Annotated in this window: 15 protein-coding genes; 4 read left to right on the forward strand and 11 right to left on the reverse strand. The window is 53.7% G+C overall.

The window, feature by feature from the left end; genetic code table 11:
- Positions 1-30 precede the first annotated feature (30 nt).
- The 4 genes from DBR44_RS13165 to DBR44_RS20095 all read left to right on the forward strand — a co-directional run bounded on the left by DBR44_RS13165 (position 31) and on the right by DBR44_RS20095 (position 5,961).
- Complete coding sequence (locus DBR44_RS13165; protein WP_124644495.1) at positions 31-2,301, forward strand: hypothetical protein; 2,271 nt, start codon at positions 31-33, stop codon at positions 2,299-2,301.
- A 287-nt stretch (positions 2,302-2,588) separates the two neighbouring features.
- Positions 2,589-4,241 carry a glyoxalase superfamily protein gene (locus DBR44_RS13170; protein ID WP_124644496.1) on the forward strand — a complete coding sequence of 551 codons (1,653 nt, stop codon included), beginning with the start codon at positions 2,589-2,591 and terminating at the stop codon, positions 4,239-4,241.
- Positions 4,238-5,191, forward strand: a complete 954-nt coding sequence (locus DBR44_RS13175) for a DUF2726 domain-containing protein (RefSeq protein WP_124644497.1) — start codon at positions 4,238-4,240, stop codon at positions 5,189-5,191. Before DBR44_RS13170 ends, DBR44_RS13175 begins: the two co-directional genes overlap by 4 nt.
- A 503-nt stretch (positions 5,192-5,694) precedes the next feature.
- A complete protein-coding gene (locus DBR44_RS20095) occupies positions 5,695-5,961 on the forward strand; it encodes a helix-turn-helix domain-containing protein (protein WP_370449660.1) in 267 nt (88 codons plus the stop codon).
- 2 nt (positions 5,962-5,963) lie between these two features.
- Here DBR44_RS20095 and DBR44_RS13185 read toward each other — a convergent pair whose 3' ends face one another.
- From DBR44_RS13185 to DBR44_RS13235, 11 genes are all read right to left on the reverse strand, one after another.
- Positions 5,964-6,287, reverse strand: a complete 324-nt coding sequence (locus tag DBR44_RS13185; protein WP_124644499.1) for a hypothetical protein — start codon at positions 6,285-6,287, stop codon at positions 5,964-5,966.
- Between the two features lie 15 nt (positions 6,288-6,302).
- On the reverse strand, positions 6,303-7,331 hold the full coding sequence (locus tag DBR44_RS13190) for a DUF2220 family protein (RefSeq protein WP_124644500.1): 1,029 nt from the start codon (positions 7,329-7,331) through the stop codon (positions 6,303-6,305).
- Positions 7,328-11,659, reverse strand: a complete 4,332-nt coding sequence (locus DBR44_RS13195) for a hypothetical protein (RefSeq protein WP_124644501.1) — start codon at positions 11,657-11,659, stop codon at positions 7,328-7,330. The genes DBR44_RS13190 and DBR44_RS13195 overlap by 4 nt, the downstream gene beginning before the upstream one ends.
- Positions 11,660-11,661: 2 nt before the next feature.
- A complete protein-coding gene (locus DBR44_RS13200) occupies positions 11,662-12,396 on the reverse strand; it encodes a hypothetical protein (protein WP_124644502.1) in 735 nt (244 codons plus the stop codon).
- Positions 12,393-13,649 carry a hypothetical protein gene (locus DBR44_RS13205; RefSeq protein ID WP_124644503.1) on the reverse strand — a complete coding sequence of 419 codons (1,257 nt, stop codon included), beginning with the start codon at positions 13,647-13,649 and terminating at the stop codon, positions 12,393-12,395. Before DBR44_RS13205 ends, DBR44_RS13200 begins: the two co-directional genes overlap by 4 nt.
- A 239-nt stretch (positions 13,650-13,888) precedes the next feature.
- Positions 13,889-15,202, reverse strand: a complete 1,314-nt coding sequence (locus DBR44_RS13210) for a DUF6035 family protein (RefSeq protein ID WP_124644504.1) — start codon at positions 15,200-15,202, stop codon at positions 13,889-13,891.
- A 98-nt stretch (positions 15,203-15,300) separates the two neighbouring features.
- The gene (locus tag DBR44_RS13215; RefSeq protein WP_124644505.1) at positions 15,301-17,058 is read right to left on the reverse strand and encodes an SIR2 family protein; all 1,758 of its coding nucleotides are present in this window, start codon (positions 17,056-17,058) and stop codon (positions 15,301-15,303) included.
- A 283-nt stretch (positions 17,059-17,341) separates the two neighbouring features.
- Positions 17,342-17,965, reverse strand: coding sequence for a hypothetical protein (locus DBR44_RS13220; protein ID WP_124644506.1), 624 nt, complete (start codon positions 17,963-17,965; stop codon positions 17,342-17,344).
- 349 nt (positions 17,966-18,314) lie between these two features.
- Positions 18,315-19,226 (reverse strand): hypothetical protein, encoded by a 912-nt coding sequence (locus DBR44_RS13225; RefSeq protein ID WP_124644507.1) that lies wholly within the window; start codon positions 19,224-19,226, stop codon positions 18,315-18,317.
- A 1,043-nt stretch (positions 19,227-20,269) separates the two neighbouring features.
- Positions 20,270-20,917, reverse strand: coding sequence for a hypothetical protein (locus tag DBR44_RS13230; RefSeq protein WP_124644508.1), 648 nt, complete (start codon positions 20,915-20,917; stop codon positions 20,270-20,272).
- Between the two features lie 38 nt (positions 20,918-20,955).
- Positions 20,956-22,005 (reverse strand): DUF535 family protein, encoded by a 1,050-nt coding sequence (locus DBR44_RS13235; protein WP_158613614.1) that lies wholly within the window; start codon positions 22,003-22,005, stop codon positions 20,956-20,958.
- Between the last annotated feature and the right edge of the window lie 94 nt (positions 22,006-22,099).

The raw sequence follows: 22,099 nt of genomic DNA on the forward strand, positions 1-22,099 counted from the left end.
TATGTTGCTGAGTTTGACTGGAGTTTAATTGTGGATGCTACAGAAAAATCGGTAATTATACGCAACAGTAATCTATCACTTATTGTTGGGCGCGGTAAGGAACTAATATTTAGGGTCCTTGCTTATAATGAATTGAGTGTCTGCGTTGTTGAACTGGGGGTGGTAAAATCGGTCAAGGGTAATGCTCTAGTGAGTAAAATATTTATACCGAATTCCCCCTCGAAAAAAGTCGGTAATAGAAAGAAATGGGCGCGAAGTTTTGTAGATAATGCTCTTGCGAATGGAACGCTTGTGCATGTGGCGGAGCTTGGCATCCCAGAGGAAATGACTCAATGCAGCGTCCCTCCAGGAAGTAGTCCAGAATTGGACCGGAGAAGAAGCGCCGTCGAGTATATTGAGAGATGTTGGGGGGATTCTGTTTTTTGGAGCCGTGCAATTAATGCAAGAGCCGTTAGTGACGCTGCAACTCGATTCTGCGCTAGTGAGAATGCAGTGCGGCAGTGGTTTGAAATGCATAAATTTTATGGCGAACATGAGAATGCGCTTGTAGACCATTATTGGAGAAAAGGTGCTCCAGGCGTTTCACGGCGAGATTTGCGAAACGAAGATGGAACTCATACGCCGCTTGGTAGGCGAACTGATAGTGAGAAGATATTTGGGAGTAAAGGATATAAGAGAAAGCGCCTAACCAAGCAACAGCTTGCAAAATACGCTAGCTTTTTAAGGAAAGAAGCATGGGATAGTAATGATAATTTCCCTAAAATATTTCAGCGTTGGCTTGTTAGTCGTGTGGCATTTAATCGTGATAAGGATGGATGTCTAGTTACATATCAAGTCGACCCCAGAAATTTTTCCGGTGACGATAATATGAAGAGGATTGGCAGGAGGCTTCTTAAGCAATTTAGGGCTGAGCGAGATGAAAGTCGGGAAGTTAAGGCAGGTCGAAGAGGAGGTAGTGCTCAAGACATTGTGCATGACCAATTGTCTATTTTGGATATAGATGGAACTCCTGCAGACAATTATCTTCTTTTTGGTAGTGAAGAGGTGAGGATTGACGGGGTTGGGAAACCGACTGTCCTGCTGGCGGTTGACCGGGCAAGCCTAGCTATTGTTGGTTGGTATGTGAGCTTGGGTCCTGAAAATGGTGATGCATATTTAAATTGTGTTTTTTCGGCATACACGTCAAAGACTCGTGAGCTTCATCGGTGGGGGGTGCCATATCTGGCCGGTATGGTTTATGGATGTGCCACTGATTTATTTATTGACCGGGGGCCTGGAGTATCGTTGAGGGTACAAACGTCGCTTGTCGATAGGTTGAGAGTGGCTGCAAAAATGGCTCCTCCGGGTAGTCCGCCATCCAAAGGGCACGCTGAGCAGGTGATGAAGTATTTCCAAGAAGAGCTGAGTAATTTGTCTGGTTCTATATTCAAAACTGGCGATAAAGATGAGGATAGGAAAAGACAAAAAAATGCCAAGAAGGGAGCTGTTTCCTTGGGGGAATTCATGCAAGCCCTGCTTAAGGCAATTAGTAGGCGTAATCTGGAGACCGATGCAAGACATCTTTTGACATCGGATATGATGAAGGAGAAAATTCCCGCTTGCCCTGCCGAAATATATCGTTACAACAAAAACCGTAGGCGTGGTGATGCTCAGTGGGACCTTGCTCCAGAAGATATTTTTAGAAGACTATGTATTCCTCGAGAACAGAAAGCTCCGAATGGAATTGTTACAATCGATGGTAGAAAATATACCTCGGCAGAACTTCAGCTCTATGCGCGTACTTTTAAATCAATGCACAATGAGACTACTTGTAAAATAAAAACTTACGAGATACCAAATGCTCCATTTGTCTTGCTCTGGGAATTGACTGGCCAAGGACTTGGGCTGCTTGAAGCAACAGCGTCGACGAAGAAGATATTCGAGGATGGGTATGGTTTTTTAATAAAATACCAAAATTGCTACCGAAACCACCTGTTTGCAGAAGCAAAATTCATCGCTCGCAAGCACGTCAATGCCGCCATTAGTGCTGAAAGGGCGGCATCTGCTGCATTGGTTTCGAAAGTCACACAAGCCAAGATAGACAATGTTGAGCGTAACGCAGCAATGGCGGCCCCTGTGCTCGATACGGATGGTACACCGAAAGAGCAGGCCCGGAGGCATCTAGAACGCCAGAAGGTGAAATCCATTATTTCTGAGTTCAATCAGGCACCTCTACAGGAGAGCGATTTCGTCAAGCCCATTGGTCGCGATAACGACTTGGTTTGGATTGATGACGAACAGGATTTGTTCATCGATGGTTAGCCGGCGGTGCGGGCATGTAGCATTAGAAGCGAGAGACTACAGTTTGTCGCTTGATGCCTCATGGCTGACACTCAGCAAGTATTGACGCACGGTTTTCATGCACTTAGTATAGGTTAGCGGTTGAGCCAAACCGTGGGCGAGTTGGCGCCCGTCAGTGCACGCACCGGACTTGTCCGGCACGGCAAAGCCAGTCGAAATTCCAGCGATACCTCTCTCTCGGCTTGATGACTCTTGGAAAGCCGGATAACGCGTGCCGTCCTGAAGAGCTTTCCGTTATGGAGTTCATCATGACTGCTTTCTCCTCTACCAATGCCGCCGCTGGCTTCTCTGCCGCTCATTCTGAACAAGAAGAAGCCAAAATCTTATGGTCGTATCTCGGTCCTAAGCATCCCCGTTTGACGGAGCCAACCGTACAGATTGTCGTCCGCAAACTTGCACAGAGCCCGCAGGAAGGGCTCAAGCAACTCGCCAGACGACTCCAGCAAGAGCTGTTGCAATTTGGCGTTGCTATCAAGCACACAGCAGCAGTGGAGGCGGCCTCTCGGTTACAGGGGTTCTCAGACTGGCATACGGCCCGGCGGCAAGTTCCTAATGACACACTCAGATTGACAGTAGTCATGGGGGATATAACCGAAGACTTTGCTCGCTGGCAAGATTTGGCCATCAGACTCTGTAGCTGGTGCGAAGATTGGGTGGCCCAGCGTGGCCCATGCGTATTCAGCCTCAGTTTTGCCGCCAGTCACATGGCGATTAATGTCCACGTCAAGCAGTCAGACGCTTCTGAACAGACTTGGCCGTTCTTGTTGGTAACCACGTTAACCGGTAATGATGAACTGCTCGCCGACGCTTCTGGTGCGCTGGAGATGTTGCGCCGACATCTAGAGATACCAGGGAAAGCTATACTGGATGGTCTTGCGGTGTTTCAATTGTGTCGTAGCTTGTCGTCAGGGTTGTCGCACGCTGATAGTACAGACCTGACGATGGCCGATGTGGTGAATTCAGAACTTGTCCTGCTTCAAGTGGACCACGAGTTGGATTCAGGCTATGAAATCGCCCGCGGAGATGAGCTGACCTGCTGGTCACAGTTGAAACTAGCGTCCAAAAAACAGGGAGTACAGGCGATTACGTTAAAGGATGGTGCTTGGATAATCGGCGCGGCCCGATATATTTGGCAACTATCCACGATTCGCCCGAAAGACATCAGCCCAGGTCTGCTCATTCGGGAATTTAACGAGGCCGATTCTGCGGCCTTACTTCGACGTTATCACGTCACAAATCGTTTCTTTCTACATGGCATACCGCATCTTGAGGTTAAGGCTAAGCTTCTGAAAGATTTGGACGGGCTGAGCGAATGCTACCGTGTCGACATGCCTCGGTTGCTCCGCGAATTGGACCAGGCTGGCCTGACTTGGGAAAGCTACTGCGCAGAAGTTGACGAGCAATTGTCTATTGATTCCCAACTACCGGTAGGGTTTGTACTGGGTCTCATTGAGCGCTTGCAGCTTCAGGAGCCGAACGTTTTGTTTGCGCGACCAAACCGTTCAGAGCTTGCTCTGGCAAAAGATGATGTCCTATTGCGCACGCTCCTGCCTCGGGTTGACCATGTGACTTACAGACTTCCCCGCGGAGTGAGCAGCGAGATTCAGGAAACGGTACGCGAAGCGATTGAAGAGCTCAGCACGGGAATGCGGTTGCAAAAGCTAATGGCGGGAGGCACTTTCATTACCCAAGACGACCCCTTGCCTTACCTGGTGTATGCCTGCGAGGCAGAGGAGCTACGTCTGGCGCTCGAAAGTCATTTCATGGTGATGTATGTAGGGATAGTGCCTCGGCTGTTCCGGATGGAAGCGTTGCAGGTCCCCTTGCCACAGGCATTCCCCTTTGCGTTAGGAAAAAGTCTGTTCTTGGATATTGATTTTGCCGAGGAGGCCGTACGATGAATGCCATCGCTCAGGAATTGAGGGCGTGTCTGGAAGAACGGAATCTGGCTGGCTTTCTCGATGGCTTTGAGTCCATGTTGCAGACCGAGGCTCGTCTTCTCGATATTCGCGATATAACACAGCGTATTTTGCCTGCGATTCTGCTTGAGTTGCTGCAAAGTCGGCGTATCGACGCGCCTTGTTTGGTGCGCCTTGCGCAGCTTATTCGTAGCAACGTGCTCCTCGTTGTTGATAATGAAGTTCTTGTCGGTATTAACCAGCAACTACCGGCAGCTTGGCGAGTGGTCAAAGATGCAGGGACACCCTTGCCGACTCCGTTGATGACATATTCTGATGAACTTCCCCGCCGTTCAAAGCGCACCGTTCCTTCTGGCCTGCCTGCGTCCGCGGATACCATTCCTATGCGGCGCATCGTGCTGCACAGTGAGTACGCCCTCGGTGTGGTGAATGTTAGTGACATGATGTCATTTAAGAAAAATGTTTGCGCCAGTCGTCAAGAGCGGGAGTTTCTCAAGGCGGTACGACAGTACTTCCCCAATCTGCAAGCCTATCCCAACGTGCCATTACGGAATTTCATCGAGGTAGAGGGAATGGTCTGTAGATTATCCGAGCGTCACCGCAGCTATGTACGGGCTGCTCAAGTCGATGTGTTGTTGTGTACCCATGAGGAAGACCCCGTTGTTGGGTTCGAATTGGATTCGGCCTATCACGATGCCGCGGAAGTGGTGGAACGCGACCAGTTGAAAGACGAGCTGTTTTCCTTGGCTGGTATTCCACTGTTTCGTATCCGAGCGGATAACGCTTCACATGTGCGAGCCGAGGATTTTTACGACTTGCTGATTGCTGATGCGGAGTCCTTGGATAAGATACGCCCCCGCCGGCTCCGGCCGCGACGCGACCACGATACCTTGGTGCCTGCATCCTTGCAGGCCCGTGTCATGATGGGCTAAGGGCTGGTACGTATGGGAAACGGCTGCGGAGAGCTCATCCGATGGATAGTTCGTCGCGTGTGCACCGGCGGACAGAGGTGTCTTGCCAAAGAGCGAGCTTGAGGCGAATCATCCCTTCGCCATCTAGCCGCAGCACAAGTCGTTTCCCCGCATCGTTGCTCCGAAGCTTGATGAGCGCGCTAACGCCTAAAACACCGACATGGAGCAACCCATCTGCCCAGGCGGTTGTGGTATTCCATGTCCTGTCTAAAGCAATACGGCTATTCGTCATTACAGGCATAATTTTGCCTCTTAAACGGATTTAAGCCGTTTAAAGGCAGAATCTTGCCTGTTGCGGTGCTAACCATACTACTCGTTTTATTGTTAGGCCGATGCACTGAGCGCGGCTGTTTGATAGCTTGGTACGTTATCGGTCAATCAAGGCGCTTCGGAAAAACCAAGCGAGTGCAATTGTGGCAGCTGCAAATCTAACGTCAGAAGAAATGGAAGCTGTGCTGGGCGAAATGCTCAGAAGGCTTCGACTGAACAAGAACATCGACCAGCAGACCTTGGCAGCGCGGGCGGGAATAAGCGTTCGTGCTCTGCGAAACCTTGAGAGCGGACAAGGCTCATCAGTCAATACCTTGCTCAGGGTGCTTCGCACCCTGGGCCGGGAGTCATGGCTGCAAACCATTGCCCCAGTGCCTACTATCAATCCGCTCACACTAACTCGAGCTGCCAAGCCACGACTACGTGCATCGCAGAAGCGTAAGCCGCAGAATAAAGATTGACCTCATGGAAGCCAGCGGTTCTTGAGTATGTCTGCTGTGCGGGCAAACAGTAATCCGCTGACGAAGAAAACCAGCACGCAGTATCCTAAAGCAATCGTTAGGATTGTGCCGGTTGCGCCAAGCCCCATAACCCCGACTTTATCAAATGCCTTGAGATACATCGGCCCAACATCCGAGAGAATATTCTGATAGAACGCAGCTTGCGCCCCAGATGCCGCGGCAAGGAACAGTAAGAGCCAGCCAGGCATATCCGCGAATTTGTAGCGACGACGCTTGGCAAATCGGCTCAGCACAGCGCCAAGGTGAAAGCGTAAGAAATTCAGCATAACTATCCCCTCCCATCAATTGACACACTCAAAATACAACTTGGGTCCTTGAGTCAGTTGCTCGAAACCTAAGGATTCCTGGGGAATCCATTGCCCAGCCTTCCATAGCGCAGTCAGGTCGGCGCCAAGCTCAGCGCCGAGCCAGTCGTCCGCGAGCTTACTCAGTCCTGCTTGTCGCTCCGCGAGTGCTCGCCTTCGCCCGTTCTTGAGTAGCCAACGATAGAGTTCGAACGCCGGCGTAACCGTGAAGCCACTGCAAACACGTGTGCGGTTGAACTCCAGTGGAATACGCACTCCTGCTGGGTCGAGGTCGCCTAGATACTGAGCGCCGCTTCCGCCAACTTCGTGAAGCACCTGCTTAAGCGCATCCCCGCTGCCTTGAAAGGCCTTGCCCGAACCGTATACCACGGCGGCATAGTGCTTTTCTTGCTGGTTCCATTCGCTGAAGCTCCAGAAGCTATTGTGATTTTCGACAAGGAGTACAGGCTTACCCACGGCGTCGGCCATGCGGTAGGGTAAAGGTGACGGCACCACGAAGGCACCCAGGGCTGACAGAGGGAGCCGACCGCCAAAAAGGCTGTCGCCGCCGCTGGCGCGTAAGGCATCAAGGCGTTTCTCATCGCCGAAGATGTCAAGCGAGCGTTCCTTAATGGGGACCATCGTCAGCGTGGTACGCCGACGCAGCAGAAAATCGTTGATGACGCGGGCGGCCTCCAAGGAAGCGGGCTTCAATTCCGGCCAGAACCCGAGTTCCGGAACCCACGGCTCTGCGGCGTAATCCACTACCGTGGCTGGCGTCTCGTTGCGAATCACTTGTACCCAGTTGGGTAGCGGCGGGTTACCCACCTTCTCCCACCTTCCGGCCGCTGGCAGCTTGAGGGCACCAGCTCTCTCGAGCGCTCGCAGGCATTCGAGCAGAAGCGCATTGCGACCAGGGACCGTGACGGCCTCAGGGTGCGCGGTGAAGAACGCTCGCCGGACCTCTTCAAGTGTTACGCGTTTACGGGGGCCAGCCTCCAACGCCTTGAGGAATATGTCGCTCATATCGCTGCCCCGGCCATGCGCTGCTCATTGAGCTTGAAGTCGGCTGCCTCGATGTGCCAGCGTCCAGTCTTGGTGTTCTTGCCTATCCTGCGTAGTCGTACAAAACGGTTGAACTCGCCTACAGTGTTGTAGTCGGGCAGCGCGGTGGCGAAGATGAGCTGTACGTCCATCGCTTGTGCGAGCAACCGCTGTGCTTGCCACAGGGTCGGTGTGGTCGCCTTGGCGAACGGATTATCCAGGATGAGCGGTCCGCCCCCTGCTTTCTTCAGCTTGGCTTGAGTCTCGGCGCGCAACTGGTTGATGAGCATGTAGAGGAACATGGCCATCACGACCCCTTCGCCCCCCGAGTTTTGAATCTTGTCCACGGCGACGTACTGCCGTGCTTCATCCGGGACCATCTTGAGTATCTGCAACCCAAGTGGCTTACCGTGGATGCGCAACAAAGCGTCTGCGACGAGCTCCGCTCCTTTCGCTGGCACAGTCTTCGAGCCAATCAGGTCATCAAGGTAGTTGCTGAGGTGATGTCGGCGCAGGTCGTGGCCAAGCTCATGGAAGCGTGCACGCATCTTCATGATGAGTTTTCCACCCACGTAGGGTGCCCCTACTGGAACACGCTTGTTAGTGCAGGCTGAGTTAAGCAGTGTGATGGCGCTACTGGAGAGATTGTGGAGCTCACCCAAGCATGCCTCGAAGTCTTCACGCATGCTGTCAAGGCTCGATTGTGTTGTGCCGATGCGGTCATCGAGCCCTTCAAGGATACGTGTGCTGTCTGTGCAAGCAGCGTCGAACTCATTGCGGAGCAACTGGCTAGAGAGGTCAGGCTCCACCTCCTGCAATGTGGGTGCGGACGCTTCGGCCTTGAGTCGCTCAAAAGCCTTGTTGGCGGAGGAGCATGCACCGTCCGATTCCTGGCGCTTACGCTGAAACTCCGCAATGAGCGCGGTTGCCTGTTGCTCGAATGCGCTGTCCGGGGTTTCTATCTCCGCATCGAGCAGCTCCGGCAGTCCCAACGACGCCCGTAGGCTGTTCGCTGACTGTTCGGCGCTGCGAGCCTTGTCGCCGGCCTCTCGCGCGGTCTCCTTGTAGCGGTTAGCCTCTGTCAGTGCTGTTTGTGCGTCGAGGCCCGCCTCCTGTTGCGCCTGGCGGGTATAAGACAACGCCTCCTCAAGAGCGACATCATCGAGAGCCTGCATTGCAGCCGTGGCCGGTTCGGCCTGGCGCTTCTCCTTCAGGAAGATGTTGCGTTCCGTCGTGGCTGCCGTTTCTCCGTGGGCCGCGCGGCCTTGCTCGTCTTTGGCCTGCTCGAGCGTTTCGGCGCACTGTCGGAGTTGCTCAGCAAAATCCTGTATGGCGAGATAGGGCTCATAGTCCTCTTGGCGTACGCCCGCGAATTCCTCCGCGAAGGCAAACTGTTGCTCGGAGAGGTTCTTGCGCGCTTGGTCTTCCTGGTACTTGAGCAGCCCCAGCCGTTGGTCGGCCTCGGTGGAGTACACTCGTTCTGCGTCAGCGTAGCGGGTTCGCAACGCCTCCAGCGTTTGTGGCTGCGACAGCAACTCTTCCTCGGCTGGAAAATCTTCTCGCCAGTATGTTACTGTCAGCTGCTCCTTGCGTAGCTCCGCTGCCTTGGCGTTGAACCCTATTTTGCGCTCGAAAGCAGCCTGCCTAGCTGCGGTAACCTCGGTCTGCTCGGTTTCGAGTTGAATGCGCTGCGTGTCCTGCTCGGCGTGTTCGGAGGGAATGGTCTGTAAGCGAGCAAGCCGCGCTGGTCGGGTGGCATCATACTGTTCACTGAAGCGTCGTACCGTGTTTCGATAAATTTCAGCCGTGTGCGCAACCCGGGCGCACTCGCCCGCGGCCAGATTCGCCTCCTCGGCGAGCCGGCTATACTCCTCGGCTTGCGCTTCCGACGTTTGCGCCCGCGCTAACGCGGCTGTCGACTCGTTACGCAAATGTTCAATCTCCGCTCGAGCACGGGCAAGCGCTCCGCCGCCGAAACGCTTTGCGAATGCTAACAGCCGCTCCTGAGCCGCCACCGCTTCCTTCGAGCGCGAGGCATGCACCTTGCGCTGCCCTTCAACCGCGGAGAGCCTGACGTCAAGTGTCGCCAGCAACGCCTGGGCAGCCTCCAAGTTGAATGCAGCATCATCGGCCGCAGGTAGAACAAAACGGTCCTCATCCGCCACATCAGGTTCCAACGCGGCGACCGATACCATGACTGGAGCATCGAGCTGTAAAGCCTGGCCAACGAGTTCCCGAGCAAGTGCAAGCTCGCTGGAAGCGACCGATACGCCCAGAAAGCGCGCCGGGTTGCTTACGACCAAAGTGCGGGCTGCCGCGGCATCTGGGATAGCTTGGGCGAGATAGGTATTGAAAGGTTTGGCCGATTTCACACCCAGTGAGCGAAGGTTTGCCACAACCTCATTGACATTACGCGAGTCCCCCGCAACTCCGGTCTCCATAATCGCACTTCGACTTGCGTGAAGGGTAGATAGCTGCACCTCGTATTGCGCCACCGCACGCTCTTCGGCCAGCATGAATCTTTCCAGGGCGGGCAACAAAGCCGGCGACTCTGGGTCAGCGGTATCGGCCTCTGCGACCTGTCGCAGAATCGACAGTTGCGAGAGATTCTCTTGCTCGGCTTCGCCTTCCGCCACGAACTTCTCGGACTGGGTGATGCTACCTTCAATCTTGGCAGCGGCAAGCTCGGCTTGTTTAGTATGTTGACGCGCCTCGTTCTCTTTGTTCTGAAGCATCTCGGCTTGGGTGCGGTACTTGCACTCCTCGCTGTGCTTCTCGGCAACGAGGTCAGCGTAACGTGAAAGCGCTGCTGACGTGGATTCGCATTCTTCAAGCACGCCCTCGGCGATGAGCTGCGCGAGCGCAGTACGATAGGCTTCTTCGGCCGTCTTCAGGCTCGCTTCTTCAACGTCAAGCTTACGTACGGCAGCCCCGAGCTCGCGCAGGCTTTGTGCGAGAGTGCCGAGACGCTGTTTGGCTTGAGTTTCTGCAGTGTTGGCGGTGCTTACTTGAGAGTGCAGCTCCTGCTCGGCGATATGGAGCGCATGGCGCAGCAGCGCCCCTTGGTTTTCCACCTTGTCGCGCCAGGGTTCGAGCGCTTCGCGCGCTGCGGTAGCACTCGCCACCAACTCTGCTAAGTGTTTCTCGAGCGCCGTAATTTCAGCGTGAGCCTTGCCTGCCTTGACCCGTTGCTCGGTCATCCGCGCGGCATCAACGACCCGCTGGGCCGACTCCTTGCGTGTCGTAGCGGCTTCCAACGCGCGCGTGAGCTGCAGCAGCCTTAGCGTTATAGCCTCCCCAGCCAGACGCTTCGATAGGTCGCTTTTCGCGCTGGCTAGGAGGGACAGCTTATCTTGGTTTGCCGCGGCGTCGCGTTCAGCCTCTTGCAACTCTTGCACCAAGACGTTGAGACCGCGCGTGAGCCGGGCTCCACGACGAAACTCCTCATCCTGCTTCTGGCGAGAAGCTGCATACACCTCAGCGGCGTTGTTGAACGCGAGTAGTGTCGTGCGCAATCGGGTGAGTTCAATCAGACATTTTTGCAAATGTGGCTTGCGCCGAAGTTTGTCGCAGACATCGACCACACTTTGGCGTACAGAGCCAGCAATCTCCTCATCGAGGGTCAGGCCGAAGAATTTGCGGATGAATTCTGGCTCCGACTTGAACGTCAGAAATCCCTTGTCGATGCCGCCTTCCTCAATGGAGAAGTTCACCTGCAGCTTCAGCATATCAACATCGATAAGCCGTTCCTCGCGCAAGTGTTGTTGCCAGTCGCGTTGAGCCCGGGTATGAAAAAAATCGGGGGAGTGCTTGTGCGCGTCGTGAATCCAACCGGCAAATTCAAGCATGTTGTTCGCTGGGGCAAAATTGAGCTTCGGTGCGGGTACCGATTCGAAGTTGATAGCACTGTTGGCTTCAAAGCTAAAGAAGATGCGGTCGATTTCATCGCGCTCTGCACTGGTCTTCGTGCTAACTACCTGTCCGATGACCAGACGGTAGGGTTGAGCTCCAGCAGTACGCGGTGGCATCACCCACTCGATGAGGATGATGCCGGGTCGGCCGTTAGGCACGAAATACTGACTGAAGCGATGGTTTGGGTTCTGGAGGTGTTTAAGGAATCGCTCCACTGGAGTATCGAAGCACGAGAACACGAAGCTCAGCAGTGTGGTTTTCCCTCCACCGTTCTCGAGGTTCAGAATGGTGTCGGTCGGCTCGCCGGTGTCTGGGTCGGTTATGTCCAACGTCACACCGTCATACCATGCCCCATCGATGCCATAGTTGCCGACGTAGATGCGTGAAATTTTCTGCATGATTAGGCCTGCATTGCTGTGGTGCCCATCTGGGCGATTTCGAAAAGGCGCCGGAGGGTCAGCTCTCGGAGCTGCACCTGCAAGCGGTGAGTCGGGGTATAGGTCACCTGCGTCTCGTCGTCTGCCTCTCGTGCTACGCGCACCAAGCCGCCGGCTTCCATGTTCAAAAGCGCGATACTAATGAGGCCGGTCACCGACGCTGGCGACGCCCGCTGGGCTCCGGGCATCATCAACGGCATCGCACAGATGAGCTCCCAGCCCGAAGCCAGTTCGTCCGGGGTATCCTCGTCATCGGCCTCTTCCGCGCCGTCCTTCAAGCGTCGTGCCAACGCCAGCAAAGTGTCGCGAAACTGCGCAAGGCTAGCCGGTGGTGGCACGAAGCTGTCATCCTCCAGTCCGCTTGTGGTCGGGTAGAATGCTGCTGCCACGGCCACGTGAGCAAGGACGAGCCCGGCCTTTTGTCCGGGTTTGAGGTTGGCACGCAAGTCGGTGATACGCATGGCGAACTTGCTCTCACGAGAGGTGGGTACAACCACCAGACCACGCTCGCTGAAGTCGAGCACCGACAGCTCGAGCCCGTCAGCGACCTCATCTACCATGCTGGCGAAGCTCGGGTCGGCACGGTAAAGGTCGAGCAGTTCTCGGTACTGTGGGTCGTTGACCGGTGAGAGGGCTGGTTGGATAGCCTTGTAGACCAGACACGCGGCATTGCGTGCCGTACAGGTTGGAGCCCTCACGGCATATTCCCTTCTAGTGGGGAGAAACGCAGGTTTGAACCTTGCGCGACGTCGCGCGCAAAGCTCCCATCGACCTCTGCTCGCATGGTTGGGAAGAGTGTTTCGGCCTGAGCAAAACTACGGAACATCATGAGTACGAGGCAACGCTGCCTAGTGCGGTCTAAGCCTTCCGCTTCGGCCATGGCCAACAGCTCATCAACACTGTAGGTTCCGGCAGTTGCGAACTTATTGTTCAGCCATGCCTGTACTTCGCTGATAAGGGCTGGTGCAAACTGTATGGGGGGAGGCACGAAAGGCTCGATTTCGCCTTCTTCATCATCAGGTGTGACCGCCCCCTTACGCCGCTCCAGTAGCAAACCGAAGACGTTGTTCAGTCCATATACTTTGGGCCATTTGGCCGGGTACATCCCGCTGATGACGTCATCAGCATTCTTGGCCAGTACATCGCTGTCGAGCTTGAGCAGGTCAGGTAAGAGGCGGGTTTCCAGGTCAGGCAGCCCGGAAGGACGACGGGCGCGGAAAAGCGCTCGTTGTGCCTGTAGAAACCTGTCCGGTGCGACCGTAATATCGCTCACTAGATTGGCGCGAATCACACTCGCCCCTTGTAGGGTCTTCAATAGCTGCGCGAGGTCTTGCCGAGTCTTTGCCTCCTCTGCAGCCTGCAAGGCCTCCCGCACCGCCTCGGTCATGCGCTGGTCCTCTGCCTGGCGGGCGCCGACGTGGCCGCGCGCTTCCTTAAGTTTGCCCGCTACTTCTTTCGTCCAACTCACTGAACCGGGGGCGCGGTAGGCTTGCATCAGCCGGTCGCGAATGAACTGCCGGTACTCGAGGGACAGTGTGCGTGCACGCTTGGCAAATTCGAGAGCTGCATCAAAGCGTCCTCGCTGTACTAGAAGGTCGAGCATCTTCTCCATGAGTTCCTGCGCATCCTCAGGTTCGAGGTCGAGCATGCCCAGATAGACAAGATAGCCTTCAGCCGTCGGGCGATAACGATATACGTCCTCCAGGTCCGGCTCATAGCTGACCAACCGGAAGCGGACAGTTTTCATTTGGCGAGAGCCGCCGTGGAAGAAGTCAAAGGCAAACTCGCGGTAGGCGTTGGCTTTGTTGTCGAGGGTGTCGAGGATGACTTCAGCCACCCTGCGTGCCTGCGACGCGGTGAGGCTCGGTTTCATCGACAATGCAACCGCCTGCAATCGGTCAATGAGTTCTGCTGGCGTGCAACCCATGTGGATGGTTGTGCCTTCCATCATCTGGTCCAGTGCTGTGAGTACCGCCTGCGCAACGTAAAGTCGTCGAGCTCGACTATGGCATGCAGAATGGTGAAGTGCGTCTCGACTGCCGTCAGGCTTTGCTTTTTTACCTACTCAAGCATCTTGGATTCGAGGGGAGGCAAGCAGTTGCGCCGCAGGCGCAGCAAATAATCTTAAAAAATGAGGATGAGGTCGTAGGCTATCTTAATGAAGCCGGAGCTCTTTAAGGGGGTGTGGTTTTAAATTTGAGAATGTTCGAAGATGTCCAGTTCAGGGAAAAGCATCTCGACAAGTTCATGATGACTCGTATCAGGGAGGTAAGACGGGTCTCCCCGGCTAATGGCGGACTTGTACATTCTTACTTTTTGTCGCCATTTTCCCGTCGGGTCTTCAGCTTTAATTTGCTCCGCGCGATTATAGACCTGCAGAGCCCTCCGAAATAATTGCAACACAGGCTTTTGGGCACTGGCAATCCAGTGTGCAGCCTCGACCAATGTCGAGTAATTCCAACCCACTGGGTGGCCATGCTTTGCTGAATACAAGGCGTTCAATATTGTACGGGGTAGATAACTTGGGAACTCTGGCAAGGGGTATGGGCTCTGGCTAAACTGCTTCCGAAGTTCCCCCCAAGTTTTGTAGTCGACAGAGCCTCGGTCTGCCGCATAGTCAAGCCAAAAGGCCTCGAATGCTCTCCGGCGCAGGGTTTCCGGTGCGGATTCTTGCTTCTGCCATGCTTGCAGAGCCTTTTCGTAGTCGAAATGGAACGCACGTTGCCCCGCTAGGTCGAGTGTCAATTCATGAAAATCAATAATCTGTCGTGATAAGTTGGTTGACGCTGGCTGCGCCCAGATGCACTCAAGATGGAACTCAGCCTGCTCGAGAGAAGTTGCTACGGTCTCTCGGTTAACAATAAAAGCATTTTGATTGTTATTGTAAAACACATCGTCTTGCGTCAGACGCCGGTTATCATTCTCAAACTGGGCGAATATCCAAAATAGTAGGGCCCCCTCTTGCAGATAGAACTGACGCCGCTCGGCGATAACATTCAGGTATGTCGTTGAAAGCTGAATCTCGAAGATGACTGGAATATCGCCGTACATCGCCTGAACATCTGGGCGCCGCCACTGACCCAAGGAGCCTTTCCATGTGTCTTCACTTCGAATCTGAGAGAACCTAGGGTCTGCAGAAAGGCATTGCACGACCCAATCCTTCATCCGGCGATGCAAGGCACTTTCTTTGGCACCGTTGTATTTTCTGGCGTTGATTTCCTCTTGGGACAACTCGCCCCGGGTTCGCGCCGGACATCGGTCGTCCTCAAGTTCATGCCGAAAAAAGAAGTGTTGTTTGTCAGGGCAACTCACAAGATACACAGGGATACCACATAAAGAACAAGCGTAAAGCGGCTCCTGCTTATTAATCTGCGTACGCAATGCCATCCGAAGTTTCATTACCTCAGCGTAATTCGAGCTAATAACCTTCGTGACGGGATGATGCTGGCCGGTCTGTAAATCCAGGACGTCTTGGATGGCCGGATTTTCGACTGCGAGCGACATGCATCTCTCCTTACTTATGGTTATGGGCGGCAGAGGTCAGTCACCCAAGGCTGGTATGCCTCAATACGTTGCAGCCGGCTAGACATACAGTGCCCTGCTCATCCCCACCACTGTAGTTTCGGAACAAATTCCTCCAACGCGTCTAGTCGCTTGCCGCACTCATCTGCGGTGGAACCAAACAGATTGCTTGTAACAAGAGCCGAATTGTCACCTTCTTTCGCTAACTGTGACCGAAGCGATGAAATGATTTTGGTCCGGTTTTCATCCCTATAGCCAAAGGCTCCGGGAGGTACCCAATACCTGAAATACTCGCCTACCTCTGTATTTGCGCTGTAAGCCAGGGCCAACATGATTTCGAATCTGTCAAAGGCCAATTGGTATGCTTTTGCACTGGAAAAGCGTCGCTCCAGTTGTGATGCCAATCGCTCGTGTAACCAATCGCTTAGCGGTGCATAGTGGTTCTCCTTCCCTTCCAGCCACTTGGCAATGCCGTCTTTCTCAAACAGGCACTTAGGAGGAAGCAGGTGTACGGTTTGCTTGGTCTTCTGGTACTCCCTTACGACGGAGGCTGAAAGCAAACGTTGTACAAATGAGAACCGTGCCGATTCAAGGGCCGGAACGCCGAGAGCAAAAAGTAGAAGGGTCGCAGGAAAACGCACCAATTCTCCCCACACGGTGTAACCACCACCTTGTGCCTGTCCGGTCGCTAACTTCTGAAGGGCTCGCACCCAGACATCTTGGTGGTCATCGTTCGCCCATCGGCCAGCTTCAACGGCCATGGCTACCAACGTAGTCATAGCGGCTTCAAATGCTTTGACCCGGTGATTGAATTGGGGGGCATCAGGGAATGGCCCGCCTTGGATAGGGAATTTGTCGGGTCCAATTTCGGATAGTACATGCTCTACTTCGCCTTCAACTAAGTCGGCATGCTGAATCTGGTAGCGCGCCTCGGACATGTACCTCTTCAGGGCGGCAACGGCGGCGGCCGTAGACAATGGATGTGGTCTCGCAAATTCTTCCAGTGCCTCCACTTGCCAATGCACTGTGCTGAAGAAACCATCGGCATCTGTGATGGAGACAACTTGAGCACCTCGGTGCTCAATAAGCTGTCTCGCTGCGTCACTTGGCTCCCCACGAACTGCCCAATACGTGGCGAAGCGCCGCGACGGCGCGCGGAAGATGGCACGCCGGAGCGCTTCATCCCAGTCAGCAGACCAACCGCAAACAATCAAGCCAAATTCGTCAAAGATACGGTCGAGCAATGTGTCGAACTCGGCGGGATAGCCGCTTAACTCTTCGGGAGTGTTTCGGATGCGGGTATCGAGATAGTCGCCGTGTACCTTAAATACGCAGCATTGCGTATGGATGAGCGGCATCGCGCCGTGAACATCGTCGGAGCTACTGAGCACGGTTGGCGTAACTCCGACATCGAGCAGCGCCAGCTCCATTAGACGGTCGAAGTTGGTCGTCACAATGACTCGCACAAAGCCCTTGGCAACCAAATCGGCGATGGCGCGATGGGCTGCCGTGGGTTGCTTTGCCCCTTCTTCCTTCTCTTGCTCCGTCGGCTCCCAATACTGCCGCAAAAGTTGCTGTCGCTCTGCGGGGGTCTTGGCCAGCGCATCGAGCAATTCCGAGTAGTCTGGCTCCTTATTGAATTTGCCGCGATACCACGCCGAAGGGTCTACCCCACACTCTTCTCCAACCACAGCCGCAAGGCGTCGTACTAGGTCTAGCGTGATTTCCCAACCAGTCGGAATCCTGGCCGACCGTGACAGTCCGGAGCCGAATAGCACGGCATAAACGCCGCGATTGGACTGCATTGAAAAGGCCAACGAGTGAATAGGTTCAATCATGCATCCCCCGAGATTTTCTTATATGGCGTCGCCAGACACCGTCTGCTCCACCCCCACATGTGTCGATGTCAGTGCGGTAGCTTGCGGGCGGCAAGCTCCCCCAAATTATGCACGCGGTTTGTCTCAAATAGGCTATGTCGGCTCGCCAAGAAACCCATTTAGAATATCACCTCGGAAATGCTAAGGGCTACTCGGGATTGTCCGCTACTTAGCCTGTAAATATGTATCAGTATCTTGGGGTAAGAACACCCAAGGGCTTTTTCTTATCTAAACTTGTAATACGCTAGACAAAGTCCACTCTGATGATTTGCTCCGGAGAGACAGGGGTATTTTTCCCATCGAAGCACATAACCGAATTACTGTCAGGCACCCCTTCCAATAGGGCTGACCTCAAGTAACAGAGAGCCACCCCCAGATAGGTTTCCACCAGGGAATCAGCAACTGCGACGAATTTCACAAGAGCTGGTTGCCAACGTTCTTGGAAGATGGGCAACAAATCCAACTTACAAGCATTACGTATCTCTTCACAGAGGTCTTCAATGATTTCCGGCATAGCCAGATAATCATGTTGGGAACAGGATTCTGCATGGAAGGCCAACTCTCGTATCAGAATGGCATAGGGCCCCCAGTGCATGGTATTGGTTATCTTTTCGCGAAAATGGTATGCATAACCGCCTTTGCGGGCAAAAGCCTGACGAACTTGTTCTTGATGTTGGTCGTGGTCCAGTGTGGCTAGGATGGCTGCTTTTAAGGAGTCAATTCGCTGGCCCAAGGGAAAAATGCCTTCCTGAAATGTGGTGCCGTGCGGGACTCGTGTTCCATGGAACCAGCAGACCTCTGAAGGCAGCTGCGGATTGCCAAAGTGTGAGGTGGCCCTTTCGAAGAGATATTTCTGGAATTCAGGCAAGTCTCGCCAGTGTTCATCGTAATGAAGGCCATGTACAGGGTCCTGGACAAACCGCAGAAACGATTCTGCGGAACACCGAAATGCATGGCAAAGGGACGCAATTGTGCTCTCATGCGTTTCACAATCTAACCGGTTAGGATTTGTTGTCATCGTTGTTTTGAGGCTTTTGCTTAGGGAAGGCGGGGGATTTGTTCAGACCTTTCCTTGCGTGGTAGTGAGACCGACTCAGTCCCCAGGGCTGCTGCTGACAACTGAGTCAGTATTTTAGCTTTCTCTGTTCTACTGAGATGTCTGCTCAGAAATATACCGATGGCCATTCCTTATTGGATGGCCGTCGGTATAGGTAGATTTAGCCGGTAGGATGGGCGACACGGTCGAAGAACCAGGGCTGGACTTCTAGTTGTAGGGAACCATATTTGACCATTAGTTTCTCAGCGACCTCCAGCGATGCATGCTGCGTAAAGTCGAAAGTGTAACTGTAAAATAGGCCATCATCGCTCAGGTTGGGCGTCGCAACGGCATCAACAAGCTCCTCGGCCTCAGCAATGCTAAGGCCAAATTCATCTGCCAAAGCTTCAGCAAGAGAGACCAGGCTACCTTCATTTTCATAGTCATCATCCCCCCAGCTCCAATCCAATTGAGCTTTTGTGACTTCGCAATTTGGTTCGGCAATACTGACCTTCCCAGTACGCTCAATCACGAGGCTAGCCTCAACTTTAATTATGTGGCCAGAATACGGGCGCTCAATATCGATTCCCATCGCGATGTGGCCTTCGAGCTCTATATCCAATGTTTGCCCAGCGGGTGGCAAGCTAGCCAACTCGAACTCATCGACAGGCATATAGACCTCTTCAATGCCATCACCATTGGTAGAAGCCATTTGCCCTGCCACCGCTTCGTCATTGACGACTACATCGTCGACAAGGCTTATGATGTAGTCATTAATCCCCGATTCGGATTGATGTAGCCGAGCCATTGGTAGGCGCGCTTTGAAAGCCTGTTGGAGCAATATGGCTAATTCAGATAGCTGATGCGGCAAGCATAGCTCGCTGGCTCGGTCAGCAAGAAGTCCACCGTTCAGAACAAAATGTGCTGCTTCGTCTAGGGTCGGAGCTTCCAATGGGGATGCTTGGAAAGCAGCTAAGGACTTGTAGCCCAAAGCGGCAGCAACCAACTGCTGGGCATGGCTTAGCTTGATGGGGCTAGCGGTGGCATGGGAAGCCGTACGGAGGGCATACGCAATTTCAGAAATGGTGGCCATTTTGTTATCTCACAAAAGTGCACGGACATTCGAGCGATTACCTGACCGCGCGATTGAGAAACGCTTGGCTTGGTATTTCTGGGTGCTACACGGTGGGTACAGCTGTCTTGTTTGAGTCGCTCGCAACTCGGCCGGACAGGCGCTTTATTTAGGTTAGCGGCATCCGGGATGGCATGCAAGTGGTGATGTTCTTCACCTGCACCCAGGGGGCAGGTGCGTATTGCTACAAACGAGCAATTTCCCACTACCCAGTCAGAAGAAGAAGGAATCGTTGTCTACCTCCCACAAAGATTAGCTTGTGGTTTTGACAGACGAAATGGATGGGGAGGGCCTCCATGACTTCTTTAAGGAGAACGAGCTTGGAGCATTGCTCAAAGAGGTTCCTGTGGCGACACGGCGACAGGACCGTAACTAGGCTGTTTTCGGCTTGAACGGCTGATTTACACAGGTAACGAGGCACAAAACCAACGCTTTTATTTCCTCGGTACTAGAGAGCATAGAATGTTTGGTTCTTTGAGCTAATGAAGTGTTGGTTTTTCAGGAATTATGTATAAATTTCATTGATTTAATGTATTTTGCTCTTGGAAACCAACACTTCTATTTGCCGCATACAACTACACCGAATAAAGTCTGTCGGATCCGAATAAAGTTCGTCGGAGTCTGAGTGAAATGAAGGGGCCATTGGCCCCTTCTGCTTTTTTGGCCAACGAATGTAGAGAAGTGCAAGCAGAAAGCTCGAGGAAGGGGGCTTTTGGCCAAAACGGTCCGCTAGGCGGGGAGTAACGGCGGGTTTATACAATATTTCTGACACTCTTTGGCCAGAGAGTGATCATCTAGACTGCCGTGGCTTACGGAGCAAACAATAGGCTCGCCAGGTCCGAATCCAGAACGCGCATGCGTGCCCCGTTGCATGGAGAACTGGTCCGTGAAGGTAAAGTCGGGATCCGCCTGGCATGTCGGAGGCTGGCAATATTTCTTCGCTGATATTGGTGTGGATCAGCAGCAATACAACAGCGAGAGCGAGTCGGAGGCTTGGCATCTGGCTAAGTCTCAGCGTGGGGCAGGATCAGTTGGTCGACACGGCGCTCCATGGCGCTGGCTTCCAGTTGACTGAAGTAGATGGGATTTTCTACTTCGTACGCATGCAATAAACGGGTGCAGTCGACATCGGCTGTTTTCAGGCTGGCATCGGTATTTCGCAGCCTCGGATGTCCACACCGGTGGTCCGGCAGGCGTAACTCGTCACGCCATATCCATTGAAAAGGTTGCGAAGGAGGCGCTAGCGTGTATGAAATACCCAGTTGGTTGGCTGTTGCATGCGCATGCCGGATGATGAAGTCGATGATTTCCTCACGGATGTTGGGGGTACCTACGAGGTGTTGTGCTTCGATCCAGCAATGGAACATGGATAGCGGTGACAGATGTGTGGCCGTACGGCGGCTTTTCCGGTCTGCGGAGATGGACAGCCGCTTGCCTTCGTGGCAGTTGAGCATCTCTGAACCCGCCACGGTGTGATAGCCGCCACCGGTAAGTCGCTTCAGAATCCTGCTGCCAAGAATGGCATAGTCGGCGCAGCGGCCAAAACCATCGCCAAGCATGCCGTATGGCGGGTGGCTGATGCTGGAGTGCAATGCCACATCGATAATTCCGCGCAATGCCAGAAGTATGCGGATTTCGAGCCGCAGTGCCACGTGTGCTTGCTGCATGCTGAATGGACTGTACGAAACACTTAAGCCAGCCTCAGGCCCGCTTCATGGCTCGGGGTGGTTTGCGGAGATTGCGGCCAGCTGTTCCTGCGGTGGTCAGGGACGTCTGTGCCGGGGGAGGCTGAACCTGCCAGGACCGAACGGGTTGTGGTTTGAGAGTACTTTACCTCTTGCTCTACTTGCCAAAACTCCGCGAACTGTTGGGCAATACTGTTTTCAAGTGCGCGGCGTCGTTGGTATTGCGCGCGTTTATTGGCGGGGACTTCCGTGAGTGGGCGTTCTATAGCGGTGGTTTTTAGCTGGAAGTGCCTATCATTGAGCCTGGAGCCGCCCAACATGATCCAGAATGCATCGTAATCTGCCTGAATGACGGTGTAACGGTGCCAGGCAGCTTGGTGTACATGCGCACGGTTGCTGACTGCCAGTACGGTATCGATGTTCATCGGCCGTGCCAGCGCATACAAGGCCTTCATCAGTAATGCCTTGGGCATCAAGCCGTGCAGATCTTTGGTGATCGCGCGGAATTGTTCCCGTCCACCTTGATGGCTTGGTCCTTGCAAACAGCCGATATGGATTCTGGCCGCCTGTTGTTGGTCAATGCCAAAGGAAAAAGCCAGCGTGGCCAGGTTGCATCCACCGGACTCCTCCACCAGCGTGAGCATCAACTCACCCTCTTTATCCATCGTTTGCGTCAGTGAAAGCTTGATGTGGTAGAGCGCGCCATTTTTGCCTGCTATCGACGCCATTCGCAAAGCCTGATTTTGCAGTAATGATAAACGCAACTCTTTTGGCATTAGCCGCAGAAAAATGGAAAAGTGCTGATGCAGCAGTTGCAGCTTGCTATGGCTGTCATAGTCTGCACACAGATAAGGACGCTGCAGTTTGTGCAGCCATTGCCGCTGTTGCGGTAGCGCTGCGGCCAGCTCCGGCTGTTCCTGCAAGAAGCGGAACCACTGTACCGAGTGAGGTAGTTGTATCAATGCGCGTAACAGGAACTTTGTGCGGCGCAGCAGGGAGATTTTGTTTCTTTCACGGCCATACAGATAGGTGGCATTCCACAGCGTACTCAGCATATTTCGCTCCATTTGTGGGAAATATTCCCGCGTTTTATGAAATTATACGTGGGAATATTTCACACATCAATGAGCATGCTAGAATTGCCTCAAT

It is taken from the genome of Aquitalea sp. FJL05 (assembly GCF_003852595.1).
Classification (GTDB): Bacteria; Pseudomonadota; Gammaproteobacteria; order Burkholderiales; family Chromobacteriaceae; genus Aquitalea; species Aquitalea aquatilis.

Coding starts and splice junctions, on each gene's coding strand:
- DBR44_RS13170 (WP_124644496.1), top strand. CDS start 2,589: ATGACTGCTTTCTCCTCTACCAATGCCGCCGCTGGCTTCTCTGCCGCT.
- DBR44_RS13185 (WP_124644499.1), bottom strand. CDS start 6,287: ATGCTGAATTTCTTACGCTTTCACCTTGGCGCTGTGCTGAGCCGATTT.
- DBR44_RS13235 (WP_158613614.1), bottom strand. CDS start 22,005: ATGCTGAGTACGCTGTGGAATGCCACCTATCTGTATGGCCGTGAAAGA.
- DBR44_RS20095 (WP_370449660.1), top strand. CDS start 5,695: ATGCTCAGAAGGCTTCGACTGAACAAGAACATCGACCAGCAGACCTTG.
- DBR44_RS13225 (WP_124644507.1), bottom strand. CDS start 19,226: ATGGCCACCATTTCTGAAATTGCGTATGCCCTCCGTACGGCTTCCCAT.
- DBR44_RS13205 (WP_124644503.1), bottom strand. CDS start 13,649: ATGATGGAAGGCACAACCATCCACATGGGTTGCACGCCAGCAGAACTC.
- DBR44_RS13190 (WP_124644500.1), bottom strand. CDS start 7,331: ATGAGCGACATATTCCTCAAGGCGTTGGAGGCTGGCCCCCGTAAACGC.
- DBR44_RS13215 (WP_124644505.1), bottom strand. CDS start 17,058: ATGATTGAACCTATTCACTCGTTGGCCTTTTCAATGCAGTCCAATCGC.
- DBR44_RS13210 (WP_124644504.1), bottom strand. CDS start 15,202: ATGTCGCTCGCAGTCGAAAATCCGGCCATCCAAGACGTCCTGGATTTA.
- DBR44_RS13195 (WP_124644501.1), bottom strand. CDS start 11,659: ATGCAGAAAATTTCACGCATCTACGTCGGCAACTATGGCATCGATGGG.
- DBR44_RS13175 (WP_124644497.1), top strand. CDS start 4,238: ATGAATGCCATCGCTCAGGAATTGAGGGCGTGTCTGGAAGAACGGAAT.